Annotated in this window: 15 protein-coding genes and 1 other RNA gene; 3 read left to right on the top strand and 13 right to left on the bottom strand. The window is 51.1% G+C overall.

Annotated features, from left to right (window positions below; translation table 11 throughout):
- Window positions 1-11: 11 nt before the first annotated feature.
- From LIO98_RS11405 to guaA, 8 genes are all read right to left on the bottom strand, one after another.
- The gene (locus LIO98_RS11405; protein ID WP_291957105.1) at window positions 12-1,292 is read right to left on the bottom strand and encodes a restriction endonuclease subunit S; all 1,281 of its coding nucleotides are present in this window, start codon (window positions 1,290-1,292) and stop codon (window positions 12-14) included.
- Entirely contained in the window at window positions 1,282-1,851 is a 570-nt protein-coding gene (locus LIO98_RS11400) for a hypothetical protein (RefSeq protein ID WP_291957101.1), read from the bottom strand. The genes LIO98_RS11405 and LIO98_RS11400 overlap by 11 nt, the downstream gene beginning before the upstream one ends.
- A gap of 4 nt (window positions 1,852-1,855) precedes the next feature.
- Complete coding sequence (locus LIO98_RS11395) at window positions 1,856-2,770, bottom strand: Kiwa anti-phage protein KwaB-like domain-containing protein (RefSeq protein ID WP_291957098.1); 915 nt, start codon at window positions 2,768-2,770, stop codon at window positions 1,856-1,858.
- Between the two features lie 13 nt (window positions 2,771-2,783).
- A complete protein-coding gene (locus LIO98_RS11390) occupies window positions 2,784-4,331 on the bottom strand; it encodes a type I restriction-modification system subunit M (protein ID WP_291957095.1) in 1,548 nt (515 codons plus the stop codon).
- Entirely contained in the window at window positions 4,319-4,909 is a 591-nt protein-coding gene (locus tag LIO98_RS11385; RefSeq protein ID WP_291957092.1) for a hypothetical protein, read from the bottom strand. Before LIO98_RS11385 ends, LIO98_RS11390 begins: the two co-directional genes overlap by 13 nt.
- Window positions 4,910-5,127: 218 nt before the next feature.
- Window positions 5,128-6,003, bottom strand: a complete 876-nt coding sequence (locus LIO98_RS11380; RefSeq protein WP_291957131.1) for an IS3 family transposase — start codon at window positions 6,001-6,003, stop codon at window positions 5,128-5,130.
- 14 nt (window positions 6,004-6,017) lie between these two features.
- Window positions 6,018-6,458 carry a helix-turn-helix domain-containing protein gene (locus tag LIO98_RS11375; RefSeq protein WP_291957089.1) on the bottom strand — a complete coding sequence of 147 codons (441 nt, stop codon included), beginning with the start codon at window positions 6,456-6,458 and terminating at the stop codon, window positions 6,018-6,020.
- Window positions 6,459-6,700: 242 nt separating this feature from the next.
- The gene (guaA, locus tag LIO98_RS11370) at window positions 6,701-8,239 is read right to left on the bottom strand and encodes a glutamine-hydrolyzing GMP synthase (RefSeq protein WP_291957085.1); all 1,539 of its coding nucleotides are present in this window, start codon (window positions 8,237-8,239) and stop codon (window positions 6,701-6,703) included.
- Between the two features lie 248 nt (window positions 8,240-8,487).
- Between guaA and LIO98_RS11365 the strand changes: the two genes are divergently transcribed.
- Window positions 8,488-8,709, top strand: a complete 222-nt coding sequence (locus LIO98_RS11365; protein WP_291957081.1) for an Ada metal-binding domain-containing protein — start codon at window positions 8,488-8,490, stop codon at window positions 8,707-8,709.
- 124 nt (window positions 8,710-8,833) lie between these two features.
- Here the strand turns inward: LIO98_RS11365 and ssrA are convergent.
- The 4 genes from ssrA to pflB all read right to left on the bottom strand — a co-directional run bounded on the left by ssrA (window position 8,834) and on the right by pflB (window position 12,760).
- Window positions 8,834-9,187, bottom strand: a transfer-messenger RNA (tmRNA) gene (ssrA, locus tag LIO98_RS11360).
- A gap of 63 nt (window positions 9,188-9,250) precedes the next feature.
- A complete protein-coding gene (smpB, locus tag LIO98_RS11355) occupies window positions 9,251-9,745 on the bottom strand; it encodes an SsrA-binding protein SmpB (protein WP_066743924.1) in 495 nt (164 codons plus the stop codon).
- A 68-nt stretch (window positions 9,746-9,813) separates the two neighbouring features.
- Entirely contained in the window at window positions 9,814-10,527 is a 714-nt protein-coding gene (gene pflA, locus LIO98_RS11350) for a pyruvate formate-lyase-activating protein (protein WP_291957077.1), read from the bottom strand.
- Between the two features lies 1 nt (window position 10,528).
- The gene (gene pflB, locus LIO98_RS11345) at window positions 10,529-12,760 is read right to left on the bottom strand and encodes a formate C-acetyltransferase (RefSeq protein ID WP_291957075.1); all 2,232 of its coding nucleotides are present in this window, start codon (window positions 12,758-12,760) and stop codon (window positions 10,529-10,531) included.
- A 539-nt stretch (window positions 12,761-13,299) separates the two neighbouring features.
- On the opposite strand from pflB, the gene LIO98_RS11340 reads away from it, so the two are divergent.
- A complete protein-coding gene (locus LIO98_RS11340) occupies window positions 13,300-13,425 on the top strand; it encodes an FAD-dependent pyridine nucleotide-disulfide oxidoreductase (protein ID WP_084002275.1) in 126 nt (41 codons plus the stop codon).
- A gap of 15 nt (window positions 13,426-13,440) precedes the next feature.
- A complete protein-coding gene (locus LIO98_RS11335) occupies window positions 13,441-14,643 on the top strand; it encodes an FAD-dependent oxidoreductase (protein WP_363304335.1) in 1,203 nt (400 codons plus the stop codon).
- Between the two features lie 66 nt (window positions 14,644-14,709).
- Here LIO98_RS11335 and LIO98_RS11330 read toward each other — a convergent pair.
- Window positions 14,710-15,471: Synerg-CTERM sorting domain-containing protein (locus tag LIO98_RS11330; protein ID WP_291957071.1), on the bottom strand; the 762-nt coding region annotated here is incomplete at its 5' end.

Genomic DNA, 15,471 nt, shown 5'->3' with positions numbered 1-15,471 from the left:
CTCAAAGATCGTTACGCACTTACTCGCACTATGCCAGTCAGCAGAAGTTGCATAAGGGCTTTCTTCTTTAGCTTTTCCTGCTCTAAGTCTTTTTGCAGCAGCAAGATTTCGTTGTCAGAGGTAGAGAGCACTTCTACAATAGCAGACTGTTCATTAATATCTATAGGATAACTAACGTGAATTTTTTTTAAGTTACTATACTTCAAATTTCTCGTATCATCCACAAGTCCTTGTGAAAAGCGATAAAACAAGAACACTATCTCTTGTAGCTTAAACAGATACGCAAAGTATTTTGCATCCACTGAGTTTTTGGGTTTTAAGATTGTATAGGCTGGACTCACAATGCCCTCATAGTTCGAATAAGCTGATACGCCTTGCCACATACGCATAGTGTTATAACCAATATCGCCAGCACAGATTCTCAAATACTTAGATTTATCTTCACTCGAATTGTCTTTCAAGTCCAGCTCTGTACGGGGCACAACACCCTTTGTTCCCGTAATTGCAAGCAGCTGCAAATCCTCGCAGTTTTTTTCAATGCGTTCTGAAAACATAGCACCTAACTCTTGTGTAATCCACTCACCACTAAATCCCTTCAGCCGCTTCTTGCCAGTCAACAGCTGCTGCATCAGATATTTCTTCTGCCGTTGTTTCTCTGTGATTCGCTTTTCTTTCAGCTCAATAACCTTATCCTGTACGGCGAGGATTTCGACGATTTTTTGTTGCTCTTTTATTGGCAAAAAGCATATTGTCAACTCAAGCAAGGCTTGCTTCGATATATTTTTCATACTATTACTTGTTCCAGTTGCTAAGGATTGTATTGCGGTCTTATATCTAGCACTATTCAATAAATAATTTAGCCAGACAAAACTGCATCTATCTGGGATAGCATTTCTAGCTAGCCAAAGACGATCTGGTAAAAAAACATGTTGGCTACTTTGATTGACGTAGCCACATGCGCCGACTAATGCAGGTGTATTCATTCTGCTAATCATAATACACCCTTGCTCTACCGGACACTTGAGACGCTTTACATCACAATCAACAACGGGCTTCGCTTCCTCGAGCTTAACCTTTCCATTACTTATAGCGGACGTCTTTAGCACATAGTACCCTGTATCATTTCTAGCATTGGAATTTACGCTTACGCCAGCCTGTAAGTTGTTTATTACATCACTTAAAGCGCGCGTTGTCCAATTGTTAGGAATTATTCCTACACCTGTTTTTTTATATCCATCCGGAGTCTCGCCCCGACGAATTGTATCAAGCCGTTGTGTGATTTCATTTTTCATTTTTTCGCCTCACAAAAGTAAACTCAAACTCAGAGACCTCGATGTCAACAATCTGACCAGTTTTGAGCTTGTCTCTTGAAATAAGCAACTTACCTAGCCTCTCTTTCTCAGAAGTATACTCCACTTCATAAATAAAGCTTCTGAAAATATTGATTGTAGGGTTAATAAAATAGAGTTCATTTTTTATATAGACTATTCCAAGTATCGTCAATAATAAAACAAGAACTATAATGTCCACGATATCCACGAGGGAAAACCCTATCAGGGAAAGTATAAACAGTGAATAGTACGCAAGGTAATACTCTGCTGTCCTATTCTTTACCACATCTATTTTTATCTTTTTAGTTGCGACTTTGCGGTTGTTCTTCATCAACCAAAATAACGCAAGTGCTATTCCGGATATTAACGTCAATTCAGCAATTAAAAGCGGACCTGGATATAAGTCTGTCCACTCAATTTTACCTGCCCAAACATCCAAAAAAGGAGCAATGCTTTCGCGTACCCACATAATAAAAAGCATGGGCAGAAATGCAGACAGGTAAAGGATGATTTTTTTCATCATACTAAACCCCTTTGCTATAAATCACATCATCGGTAAATAGTCCCCTTAAATAGGCACAGCGAACAATATCAATGATTAAGTCTCGTACGCCTGCACTAAACACAATGCAATCTTGCTTGTTATATGTAATAGCTGCAAATTCCTCATATGCACCTAATCTCTGCTTAACAGTTTGAGGCTCAAGTGTGGAAAAATCAAGCACTCGTTTGTCTAAGGCGCGAGCCAGTTTCGTAGTTGCACCCTTCTTCCCCTGAACGCTGTTAAAAAAGTCATTAGGTTTGTCTATGAATCCCCACGCTTGAATATAGGCTTGGTTGCTCTGTACCGTCTTCTTTGATCGTTCATAATAGTTAAATATTTTTTCAAATTGGTTCTCCTGCAAGACATACACATCAGAGCCGACTATTGCAGCATCGATACACCCATTAAGCACAAAGACATCATCATGGCTTGCAGTAAAGGTATTAGCCGTGATACCAAACTTAACACTTTTTTTGTACCAAGCGTCAACTTTGCGATATTGAGCGAGTAAATAGACGGTTTGGATGTCCCGCTCAACTGCCTTTTCATAAGCCAAAACAATTAGGCTATAATCATCTGAAAAATTTTCTGGTGTAAGCACTGCACCAGCGCCATCGGCTTGACTCATAGCTGCAAGCATACTAGCCCAATAATCCAATGTAGATAATTCCACTTTTTCGATAGCGCCTTTTTCGTGATGAACACTATCATACTCCGTCACTCTCTTATCCCTAATAAATGTTTCGAAGTTATCGGCATATGCCTCACGAACCTCGGTATCAAGAGAGTTCGGGAATACTACAGCTTCAAACGATCCCTTATAGCCAATCTTTTTGAGCAGATATATACGCATAGTTGCATCTGCTGCCTTTATCGTTGCTGTGATTCTATCCAACTTTGTATCCTCCTTAAAGCCCCAGCTCGTCTAAATACTTCTGCATCTGTGCCTGCACATCTACAAGCTCGGCTTCTATATTGGTGATATTCGTCTTCACCTCATCAATATCCACCAATTCTTCTTCCTCGAATGTATCTACATACCTTGGGATATTTAAGTTGAAGTCATTATCCTTAATCTCATCATAGCTTGCAACATAGCTGTATTTATCTGTGTTTTCACGAGCATTGTAAACTTCAACAATCTTCTCGAGATCGCTATCGCGCAAAATATTCTGGTTTTTGCCTTTTTCATAGTTCCCATCGCCGGAAGCATCGATGAATAGAACGTCTCGGCGAGCGCGGTTTTTTCTAAAAACGAGAATACAAGCAGGGATACCTGTCCCATAAAACAGATTGGCAGGTAATCCAATGACGGCATCAAGCAAATTCAGCTCAACGATCTGCTTCCGGATTTTACCTTCACTGGCACCACGAAATAATACTCCATGTGGTAGCACAATTGCCATGCGCCCATTATTGGCGTCAAGGCTTTTAAGCATGTGCAAAACAAAAGCATAGTCGCCCTTTGATGCCGGCGGCACTCCCCAGTCAAAACGCCTCCACGGGTCAAGAGTAGCAGTCATCTTCTCTTGTTTCTTGCCCTTGGCATCTAGTCCTGCGTTGGATAGAAATCCACCATCCCATTTATCCAAACTAAATGGAGGATTAGCCACAACCACTTGAAATGTCATCCACTCATCATTTTCGATATTCTGAGGATTTGAGAGTGTATCACCCTGCCATATTTTTGCGTCATCAACGTTATGCAAAAACATATTCATCGTGCAGAGCGCCCACGTCTGCGCATTTAACTCTTGCCCGTAAACAGCAACTTTTCCATTGGGCACTTTTTTATATGCTTTTAACAACAAACCACCGCTTCCACAAGTGGGATCATAAATGCGGTCGTTCTCCTGTGGGTTGACAAGGCGAGCAACCAGCTCTGAAACCTGACTGGGAGTAAAAAACTCGCCACCTTTTTTCCCTGCGTCTGAGGCAAAGTTTGCAATCATATATTCATATGCGTCACCAATAATATCGGCAGATCCCAACTGACTTGGCCGAAGATCAATTCCATTAAAGTCGTCCAGCAGGTTCCGCAATGTAGCATTTTTAGCACGTACATCTTCACCAAAATCAACCTGAGAGTTGAAATCTATCGCACGAAATACACCCCGTAGTTTGCTGCTATTATGATCCTCTATGTGAGACAAGGCGACGTTAATTTTTTGCCCAATATCTGTAGCAGTGCGATTCTCATAGAGAAAATCAAAAGTGGATTCGGCATCCATGGTAAACCGTTCGCGACTCATAGCGCGATCAACACGGCGTTCATCATTATCATACTGCCTCATATATTCTTGGCGTTTTTCTTTTGAAACGTCGCTAAGATATTTTACAAACAACATAGACAGAATATAATCCTTGTATCTTGAACTATCAATTTTCCCACGGAAACTATCACAAGCACTCCATAAAACACGTTCGATATCGGCTCTAGAAGTCATACCCCACATTCCTTTCTCATCTCGTCATGCAACCTTTCGATAATGGCCGCATGGTATTTTTCTTTCTCCTTTGCCAACTCAGTAAGCAAAAAGCTTTCTCTTCGAGCCAACTTATTGATGGTTGCTATCTCTATCTGTTTGTTTAGCGGAAGTGGTTCAATTTCAAAATCCGCAAAGAACTTTGGCTTAATCGCACCGAGCATATTACTTGAGGTGTTTTCAAAAATCTTCCGCTTTACGTTGGGCGTGCTTAACAACCAAAATAAATACTCTGCCGAGACACGTTCATTGTCCGTGCGTACGATCGCAAAGTTTGAAGAAATCACCATTCCGGTTGTTTCATCATCAATTAGGACAGTGGTGTATGGCGAACTCAACCGTATTATTACGTCATCCTTTTGCGTTAAATATTCTACAGCCAACTGTTCAACTGCATCAAACACATCAAGATTAACTGTATCGATATACCCTTCCGGAGCAATAGATCGCAGATTGAGCAATGGGTATCTGTATTTTGTTGGTACTCGTGATATCTTACGGGCGAGAACTAACCCGCTTCGTACGGATGCCATATCGCCAAGCTTCAAGCTCCTCACCTCTTTTTTGATGTTATGGTTAATAAATAACTCCACAATATCTATTATACGCACGCAACCTACAACTGTCAAGAATGAATTTTGTTATGGGTTTAAAATAACATTCCCTGCTCAGTTGATTGCAACTAATCAGTACCCCCGGCATAGTGCACAGCATCCCATTTCCTAGATAGCTAAATCATCCCGCCAGGCAGGCAAGACTTAAAATCCTATTCTTTAGAGCACCAGAAACGGCTTAGGTATTTCATCGGAGCCATTTTTAATTTTATCTGTATCCTCTCGTTATTGTAATACCATATATATTCATCTATGGCTTTTTTCGCCTCTCTATAATCCCTCAGCCTTACACGTTTTATGAGTTCCGCTTTCAGATGGCTGAAAAAGTTTTCCGCTCCGGCATTGTCGAAACAGTTGCCTTTTCTGGACATCGACGCTTTGATGTTGTATTTCTCTATCAGTCGCGCATACAACCGGCTTGTGTATTGAAATCCCTGGTCGCTGTGCAGCATAACGGCGCTGCCGTTTTGCGTCTCTATGCGCTCAAACACGTTTATGATATTGTCTGAAACAAGTTTTAGATCGTTGTTCCTGCTTATGCTGTAACCGCTTATCGAATTGTCAAAGAGGTCTTTTATCATAGACAGGAATACCATGCCGCTGTCTGTCTTTATATACGTTATATCGGTGACAAATTTTTCGTTAGGCCTCTCCGCATGAAAATCCCGGTTCAGGATGTTGTCGTACTTGTACGTTGTACCGTCCATTACCTTAAATTTCTTCCCTCTTCGTATCTTGGACTGAAGCCCCGCCTTTTTCATCACACGCCTTACACGTTTGCTGTTGACTGTTATGCCCAGCGTGTCGTTGAGCCATATCGTCATCCTGCGGTATCCGTATGTTCCTCTGCTGATTTTTTGCCCCTTTCTTATTGTTTCTATGAGGGCCGCATCCCTGTCTTTCCGTTCCAGCCCCTGACGCCAGTTGTAATAAGACGAGCACGGCACTGATAAAAATCTGCACAGCGCGGTTATCATGTAGAGGTTCGAAAGCTCGGAGATGATTATATATTTAGTCTCTCTTTTTATTTCTGATATTTCTTCTATCCCCTCCTTTGCAACTCCAAAGCTTTTTTTAATACAGCAACCTGCATCTCCAGTTCTTTTATTATTTCTTCCGGATTATCAAGATGTTTGCGCGGGCGACCGCGTACGGAAGACGATACTATGCCTGCCGCGCGGTACTCCCTGCACCATCGTTTGAGGACGGACGGGTCTGATATCGCGAATGAGGCGGTGACGTCATGCAGAGTCCTTCCGTCATGAAGGTGGGCGGAGACAGCCTTTAATTTGAGTTCCTGGCTGTATAAGCGAACCTTGGTATTCTCTTCAAGCAGATCCTCTTGACCGTTCTTGTACATGGCTATCCACGTCTTTACGGAATCAGGACTTACTCCTAAGGTTTCTGCGATATGCCTTCTTGAGAAGCCCTGTTTATGCATTTCGACGGCTTTAATACGTTTTTCTGTATTCCTCTTTGACATAGAACAAGCCTCCTTATATGTTTGTTTATACCATACTTGGAGGGCTGAATTTACTATCTTAGTTTAGGGGCGCTGTTCATAGCCGGGGGTACTGATTAGAGCAGCGGCAACAGGTAAAACACCTGCAAGCCACCTGCAGCACAGGATAAGTGCCTAAATGCTCCTATTATCAAACTGTTATCAAAAGGCAAAGAGAAGCCCCGAAAATCCGCTTGAACAGCGAGTTTCCGGGATGGTTTTATTTACTCCCACTCAATAGTTGCCGGCGGCTTGGAGGTTACGTCAAGCACCACGCGGTTGACCTGCGGGACTTCGTTGCAGATGCGGCGCGAGACTGTGTCTAGCAGTTCATAGGGCAGATGCACCCACTCCGCCGTCATCGCGTCCAGCGAAGAGACGGTGCGCAGCGCGATCGTTTCGCCGTATGTGCGCACGTCGCCGACCACGCCGACGCTGCGCACCGGCAGCAGAGCACAGAAGGCCTGCCAGATGGAATCGTAGAGCCCCGCTTTGCGGATCTCTTCAATAAATATCGCGTCCGCTTCACGCAGAATGTCGAGACGCTCTTTTTTAAGCTCGCCAAGACAGCGCACGGCCAGTCCCGGTCCGGGGAAGGGATGGCGTCCAAGGAAATGCGGCGTGATGCCGAGCACCTTGCCGACGCGGCGCACTTCGTCCTTAAAGAGGTCGCGCAGCGGCTCAAGCAGTCCCATCTTCATATCGTCGGGCAGGCCGCCGACATTGTGGTGGCTCTTGATGACGCCGCCGCCGCCGTGCCCGCTCTCTACGACGTCGGGATAGATCGTTCCCTGCAGCAGCCAGTCGGAGCCGCCGAGGCGGCACGCCTCTTCCTCAAATACGCGGATGAAGAGTTCGCCGATGATCTTGCGCTTGCGTTCCGGCTCCGTCACACCGGCGAGGGCGGTCAGGAAGCGCTCGCTGGCGTCTACGAAATGCACATTGAGGTTCAGCGAGCGGTATGTCTCCATGACCTGCCGTCCCTCATCCTTACGGAGCATCCCATGGTCGACAAAGATACAGTGGAGCTGGCTGCCGACGGCGCGCTGCGTGATCACCGCCGAGACGGTAGAGTCGACGCCGCCGGAGAGGCCACAGATGACCTTTCCGCCGCCGACCTTCGCGCGTATTTTTTCTATTTCATGGTCTATCCATTCATTGCCAAGCGTCCAGTCTGCAGTGCAGCCGCAGATATCGAAGAGAAACGCGGAGAGGATATCCTGTCCCTTAGGCGTATGCGCCACCTCCGGATGGAACTGCAATGCCGTCACGCGGCCGTCAGGCGATTCAAAGCCCGCCATCGCGCCGCTTTCACTGCGCGCCGTGACCTTGAAGCCATCGGGAAGTCTCTTTACCTCATCCCAATGGCTCATCCAGACCGTCAGTTTCTTATCACCGCCGCAGCGTGTAAAGAGGCGTCCCTCGTCAACTTCTACCGCCGCGCGCCCATATTCCGCGGAGCTGCCGCGCTCGACTGCGCCGCCGAACTGATGCGCCAGCAGCTGCATGCCGTAACATATCCCCAGCACGGGGACGCCGGCGTTAAGGATTTCCATCGGGACGGCGGGCGCGTCGTCGTCAAGTACGCTGCGCGGGCCGCCGGAAATTATAATTCCTGTCGGATTTGATTCTCTGAGCTTCTCTATCGGTGAATCCCAGAAAAGTATCTCGCTGTAAACACCCAGCTCGCGTACGCGTCTGGCTATCAGCTGTGTATATTGTGAACCGCAGTCAATAATAAGTATCTTATTCTCTCTTTTCATAACAGGGGCTTCGCCCCGTCACCTCCGGCCGTCGTTAAAGTGTACGTTTAAGTATGACATAAAATTTCACGAAATACTAGATACAAGGGTGACAATTTCACAGATCAAAGGAAAAATACTCGGATATTTTTATTGCCGGCATTCCCAAAGAAAATATCTCGCCGCGCTTTATTATGCTATAGTTGGTACATTGGCAGAGCACAACAAGAATATTCCGCACCTTCAACTGAAGAGAGGGAGGCAAAAAAATGAAAAGGCTGACCACAGCCATCGTCATACTGGCGATACTTATGACAGCAGTTATATGCGCCGCCGGAGAAAAGTATGTCGCCTCGCGTCATAATAAGCCCTTTCATACGCTTAGCTGCCGCTGGGCAAAGAAGATAGCCCCGGAAAACGCCGTCTATTACAGCACAAGAGACGAGGCGATAAACGACGGTCACCGGCCCTGCAAGGTATGCAGGCCGTAGCGCCGCAGAGATTCCAGTACGCAAGACTATTAAAGTAAAAATCACAGTCTAGTCAGCGTTATACAATGTTTGAGAAGTCATAACAACGAAACAAGCCCCCTTGCGGGGGCTTGATAATAATGTCTGGTGGAGACGCGGGGAATCGAACCCCGGTCCAACAGAGGCCGACCTGGAGGGCGCTACGTGCGTAGTCTATGCTTTAAATTTCGGGTTGGAGGCTCCCACAGACAGGATACTCTTTCCCTAGCCTTTCCTGAATCTCGGACGTCAGCCGAAAAGCTCTGCCGCAATCCCAGCCATCTTTGTGACGCTCTAGCGGGACCCGACGGCGGAAGTCCCGGAGAGCGCGCTGCTTAACTAAGCAGCGAGTGCGTAATTGTCTTCGACAATTATTGTTTTGGAGCCGGATTAACGAGGATTCCCCATCCTCGGCACGCTCCCTCCGACCCTCCATCTGCTGTCGAAACCTGTCGTCCCCAGTGGGTGGTACGGATGGTGCAAAACGCCGGGCCGCTTTCGTAAGCCGCGTTCCGGTGTTCAGTTAATAGTCTTCGCCGCGGCCTTTGCGGCGGACTGCTCTCTCTATTTCACGCGCGGCGTCGCGTTCGGCGGCGCTGTCGCGTTTGTCATGGAGCTGCTTGCCCTTTGCCACGGCAAGCTCAACTTTGGCCCGTTTCCCCTCTTTTAAGTATATTTTGAGGGGGACGAGGGTGAAGCCTTTTTCGCGCGTCTTTTCGAGCAGCCTGCGTATCTCCGTCTTGTGGACGAGCAGCTTGCGCGGACGCAGCGGGTCTTTGTTGTAGATAGTACCTTTCTCATAGGGGGAGATATGGACGTTGTGGAGCCACAGCTCTCCGCCCTCTACGGAGGCAAAACCATCCTTAAGATTGGCCCTGCCCTCGCGGATGGACTTTATTTCAGTCCCCGACAAAACGATGCCAGTCTCAAAGGAGTCTATGATGAAATACTCATGCCTTGCCTTTCGATTCTGGGCAACTGTCTTGTCTTCCGGCACTATTCTCACCTCGAGAGGCATTATACCTGTTTGAACAACTTTAGTCAAATCGTAGTATTGCCGATAGGCGGGACCTCCGCATAAGATATTTATGGCCGCCAGATACCGGCTGCCCTCTGCAGCTCCGTGATCCACTCCGCCGGACATTCGGGATAATCCTTCAACGGAAAGGCGATGCCAAGTTTTTCGTACTTCGCGGCGCATATTTTTCTGAAGGGCAGCAGTTCGAGGCGCTCCAGATTGGCGAAGCCGCGCGCCAGTTCGCCGAGACGCGCCGCCTCCGCCGCCCCGTCGTTTATCCCCGGCACGATCACCTGCCGCAGCCACAGCGGTTTTTTCATCTCCGCCGTCAGCGCGAGGAACTCCATCACCGGCGCGAGCGAGCCGCCGCAGTATCTGGCGTAGCCCTCCTCCGTCGTGAATTTTATGTCGCAGATTACAAGGTCGGTACAGCGCAGCACCTCCGCCGCGCCGCGCGTTCCGCAGGCTCCCGAGGTGTCAAGCGCCGTGTGACAGCCGCGCGCCTTCAGCTCACGGAACAGCGCCGCCGCAAAATCAGGCTGCATAAGAGGCTCGCCGCCGGAGAGCGTGACACCGCCATTTTTCATAATGTAGGGGCGCAGCCGTTCGATCTTCGCGGCCAGCTCATCCACGGAGACCACATAACCGCCGTCCGCCGCCCAGCTCTCCGGATTATGGCAGTAAGCGCAGCGCAGTGGGCATCCCTGCGCGAATACCACGCAGCGCAGGCCGGGACCGTCGACCGCTCCCATGCTCTGAAAACCGCAGATGCGCCCCTTCATCCTACATGACGCCGTGGAAGGTGCGCGAAACCACCTCGCGCTGCTGCGCGCGCGAGAGTTTATGGAAGTTCACGGCATAGCCAGAGACGCGGATCGTGAGGTTCGGATATTTCTCCGGGTATTCCATCGCCTCGCAGAGCGTTTCGCGGTTCAGCACGTTGACGTTGAGGTGGTGCGCTCCCTGCGCAAAATAACCGTCAAGCACCGATACCATGTTGCCGAGCCGTTCATCCTGAGAATGGCCCAACGCCTCGGGGATAATCGAGAAGGTGTTGGAGATGCCGTCATGGCAGGCCGCGTAAGACAGCTTGGCGACGGAGTTAAGCGAGGCCAGCGCCCCGTTCTTCTCGCGGTTGTGCATCGGGTTCGCACCCGGCGCGAACGGCTCGCCGCCCCTGCGCCCGTCAGGCGTCGAGCCGGTCTTTTTCCCGTAGACTACATTTGAGGTTATCGTGAGAATCGACAGTGTGTGCTCCGCCCCGCGGTAGGCGGGGTTCTTTTTCAGCTCGTTGAAAAATAGCTCTATCTGTTCGCGCGCGATGGCGTCGACCCGGTCGTCGTCGTTGCCAAAGGCCGGATAATCGCCCTCGGTGATAAAATCGGTGACAAGCCCGTCTTCGCCGCGTACCGCACGCACCTTCGCGTACTTTATCGCTGACAGCGAATCGGCGAGCACGGAGAGCCCTGCCGCGCCGAAGGCCATATAGCGGCGCACCTCTGTATCGTGCAGCGCCATCTGCGTCTTTTCGTAGGCATATTTGTCGTGCATATAGTGGATCATATTCATCGCAGAGACATAGGTCCCGGCAAGCCACGGGCGGTAAAGATCCATCAGCGCCAGCACCTTGTCATATTCAAGGATCTCGCCCTCATACGGCGCGTGTGCGGGGCCAACCTGCTCGCCGCTCTTCTCGTCGCGCCCGCCGTTGAGGCTCATCAGCATCAGCTTCACGAGATTGGCGCGCGCTCCGAAGAACTGCATCTCCTTACCCACCCGCATCGCCGAGACACAGCAGGCAATCGCGTAATCGTCACCGTAGACCGGCCTCATGAGGTCGTCGTTCTCGTACTGTATCGCGTCGGTATCGCAGGAGACCTTCGCCGCGAAACGCTTAAAGGCCACCGGCAGCGCCTCCGACCACAGCACCGTGAGATTCGGCTCGGCGGACGGCCCCAGATTATAGAGGGTGTTTAGCATACGGTAGGTATTCTTCGTCACCAGCGTACGTCCGTCCTCTCCCACGCCGCCAAGGGCCTCCGTTATCCACATCGGATCGCCCGCGAAGAGCTCGTTATACTCCGGCGTGCGCAGATGACGTGCCATGCGCAGCTTCATCACAAAATCATCCATGATCTCCTGCGCGCCGCGCTCGTCAAGCCGTCCCCGCGCCAGGTCGCGCTCGAAATAAATATCGAGGAAGGTCGAAACGCGCCCGATGGACATCGCCGCGCCGTTCTGCTCCTTGATCGCGCCGAGATAGGCAAAATAGAGCCACTGCACGGCCTCGCGGGCGTTCGCCGCCGGTCGGGAGATGTCGAAGCCGTAGAGGGAGGCCATCTCCTTGAGCTTGCCGAGGAAATTTATCTGCTGATAAAGCTCCTCAAGCAGCCGTATGTTATCCTGCAGCATCACGTCCGCAGCCGCGATGCGCGCCTTGTCCCTTTTCTTTTCTTCTATAAGGCGGTCCACGCCGTAAAGCGCGACGCGGCGGTAATCGCCGATGATGCGCCCGCGCCCGTAAGAATCGGGCAGCCCCGTAATAATGCCGCAGTGTCGCGCCGTCTTGATCTCATCGGAATAGACGCGGAAGACGCCGTCGTTATGCGTCGTGCGGTATTGAAACTCCCTCTCCACCTTATCAGACAGCGAATAACCGTAAGCTTCGCAGGCCTTGCGCGTCATCGCGATGCCGCCGAAGGGGTTGACGCCACGGCGCAGCGGCCTGTCTGTCTGCAGGCCAACGATGATCTCCCGCTCCTTGTCCAGATACCCGGCGCGGTAATTTGTCAGCGAGGTCACCGTCTGCGTATCGATATCCAGCACGCCGCCAAACTGCCGTTCAAGGTCAAAAAGATGTTCAAGTTTTTTCATGAGGGCTTCCGTGCGCTCCGTCGGTCCGCAGAGAAACTCCGCGCCCTCCTCATAAGGCCGGTAATTTGTTTGGATAAAATCCCTCACATCAACGGCCTCAAGCCATCTCCCCTCGCGAAAACCCTGCCATTCCTCTCTCATACAGCTTTCCTCCCGTTCATAATAAAAACATTCCCTCCCTGCGCCCTTTTCCATGTAAAACACGAAAAAGGGCAGCATCGAAAAGGAATGCTGCCCAGACGGTCGGCTCTATATCACCGTGATCCCACTGTGGTGCTCCACAATTATCCGTCAGGGACCGCGGCCGATGATTAATGTCTGGACATTATATAATAATATTATGTTTTTGTTAACCCTGTACTTGAACATATTGGCAGATAGCGGCAATAAAGATGTTCTTCACAAAACTGCCCGACAGGACACCGCAGAGACATTTGTCACGGCCGACAAAACAGGCCATACGCTTTGGCGGCGCCGTATGCTATTATGCGGTAAGAGAGTTTGGAGCTGATGCCGCTTCAGACGCGGCGGGTATTTGCCGCCGTTACGTGTTTTCACGCACCCATATCCCTCCTTTTTCAGTTGCGTAACGCGGGAGGCACACTAAAATGGGCGCAGATCGGCCATATTGTTTATATATTGCGCCGCGCGTCATGGCGCGGCGGCGGAGGCGGTAGTATATGAAAATTGTGATCATCGGAGGCGTGGCCGGAGGAGCCACAGCCGCCGCGCGTATCGGTTCACTGTCAAAGGAAGCCCGGGTGGTGATGTTTGAGAAGGGACCCTTCATTTCATTGGGAACCTGAGGCCTTCCCTATTTCATCGGCGATGAAATAACGGACGCGGCCTCTCTGACCCCATTCACACCGGAGGGGTTCAAAGAAAGACACGGCGCGGAGGTACGGGTGGAGAGCTGCGTCACCGCGATAGACCGTAAAAATAAGAGCGTAACCGTCGAATCTCACGGAAAACGGTACACTGAGAGCTATGACAAGCTGCTGATCGCCACCGGCGCGGAACCCTACCGCGCGCCGTTCCCGGGGGCGGCGCTGCCGGGAGTATTCACCCTCAGAAGCCTCGGCGACGCAAAGGCGATCAAGAGCTGGATAACCGAGCGCGGCGTAAAAAAGGCCGTCGTCATCGGCGGAGGCTATATCGGCATGGAGTGCGCCGAGAACCTCAAAAAGAGGGGTATCGACACCTTCATAGTCGAGATGGGCGGCAAGCTGATGGCCCCCTTCGACACGGATGTGGCGGCGCGCGTCCAGCGCCATATCGAAAACAACGGCGTCGGCGTACAGATAGGCTGCCAGGTGAGGCGCATCGACGACGAGGGAGGTCTCGCGGTGCAGATGTGTCCCGAGAGAAGGAGCGCCGACATGGTGATCCTCGCCGCGGGCGTGCGCCCTGACACCGGCCTCGCGCAGGCGGCGGGGCTGGAGATGAACAAAAAAGGCTCGATAATCACCGACACGGGTATGCGCACCTCCGATCCCGACATCTACGCCGTCGGCGACGCCGTACAGGTGACAAACTTCGTCACCGGCGAAGCTGACTTTGTCCCGCTCGCCGGCCCCGCCAGCAGGCAAGGGCGCGTCGCGGCGGAAAATATCCTCGGCGGCGACAGCCGTTACGACGGCGCGCAGGGCAGCGGCATCCTGAAGATATTCGGCATAACGGCGGCCTGCACCGGCGTCAATGAGGAGAAGGCGCGCCGCCACAACATAGACTGCGGCAGCGTAAGCCTCGAATACCCCTCGCACGCCGGTTATTACCCCGGAGCCGAGGAGATATTCATGAAGGTGGTCTTTGAGAAAGGCACGGGAAGGATACTGGGCGCTCAGCTCACCGGACTGAACGGCGTGGACAAACGCTGCGACGTGATGGCAACCGCCATCCGTATGCGCGCCGACGCGCACGACCTGACGCGCATCGAACTCTGCTACGCCCCGCCCTTCGGCACGCCGAAGGATATCGTAAACGTTGCGGGAGACCTGATCGAGAAAGCGCTCGGCAGGAGATAACCTAAAAAATACAAAAACGCCCGCGGCCTCTGACATAAGACCGCGGGCTGTTATTATCTTATAAAATTACCTCCGGCGCCGTCCGCGCGGCAGTACCGGCAGCGCCGCGAGCGCGAGAAGCGCGGCTCCGCCAAACCCGGCGCTGCAGCCGCCGCCAGACGAACTCTCACGCGCGGGGGCCTCCTTCGCCTTCAGCACCACCAGCGGGTCTATGACAGAGCCGTTTTCCGCGCCGTCAAGGTCGAACTCCCCACCGTCTTTTATAAAGAGAGTCAGGACATAATTATCTTCCGGCATCACCGGACCGCTGTATATTTCGCCGTCCTTATAAAGGGCGCAGCTGCGGTCTTCGATCTCGCGCTCTTCGCCGATGGCCTTGAAAAGCACGCCCCTGCCGTCCGGAAGCACCTTCATCACCTTAATATCCCGCGCGCTGTCCGCCTTGCCGAAGTTATCCCCGCTCACAGTAAAGCCAAAGGCGATAATCCGTCCGCTCTCGGCTGAACCGCAGGCTGCCTTAATGAGAGGCACCGGCATCACACTCTCGTAGTAAAGGCCGGGGTTCTCTTTTTTCACGGATTCAAGCGCGCCGCCGACCACATCCTGACGCAAAATTACGCTGCCGTCCTCTTTAGCCGTCAGAAGGCTCTTATCCATGCTGATGGCCTTCGCCAATTCCTCTATCTCGTTCTCGCCGTAGTATTCCGGCTCGGAGAGCGCCGCCGTATCGGTCTTCACCGTCGGCCGTTCCGGTTTCGGGTTGGAAAGATAATTTTTTTTCACCGTGAGGGTAAACTGATCGCGTATGCCGCTGCCGTCCCTCGCCTC

The sequence above is a fragment of the Cloacibacillus sp. genome, assembly GCF_020860125.1.
Lineage (GTDB): Bacteria > Synergistota > Synergistia > Synergistales > Synergistaceae > Cloacibacillus.
The sequence above is the reverse complement of the archived record's forward strand: the minus strand, read 5'-3'. Positions and strand labels throughout refer to the sequence as shown.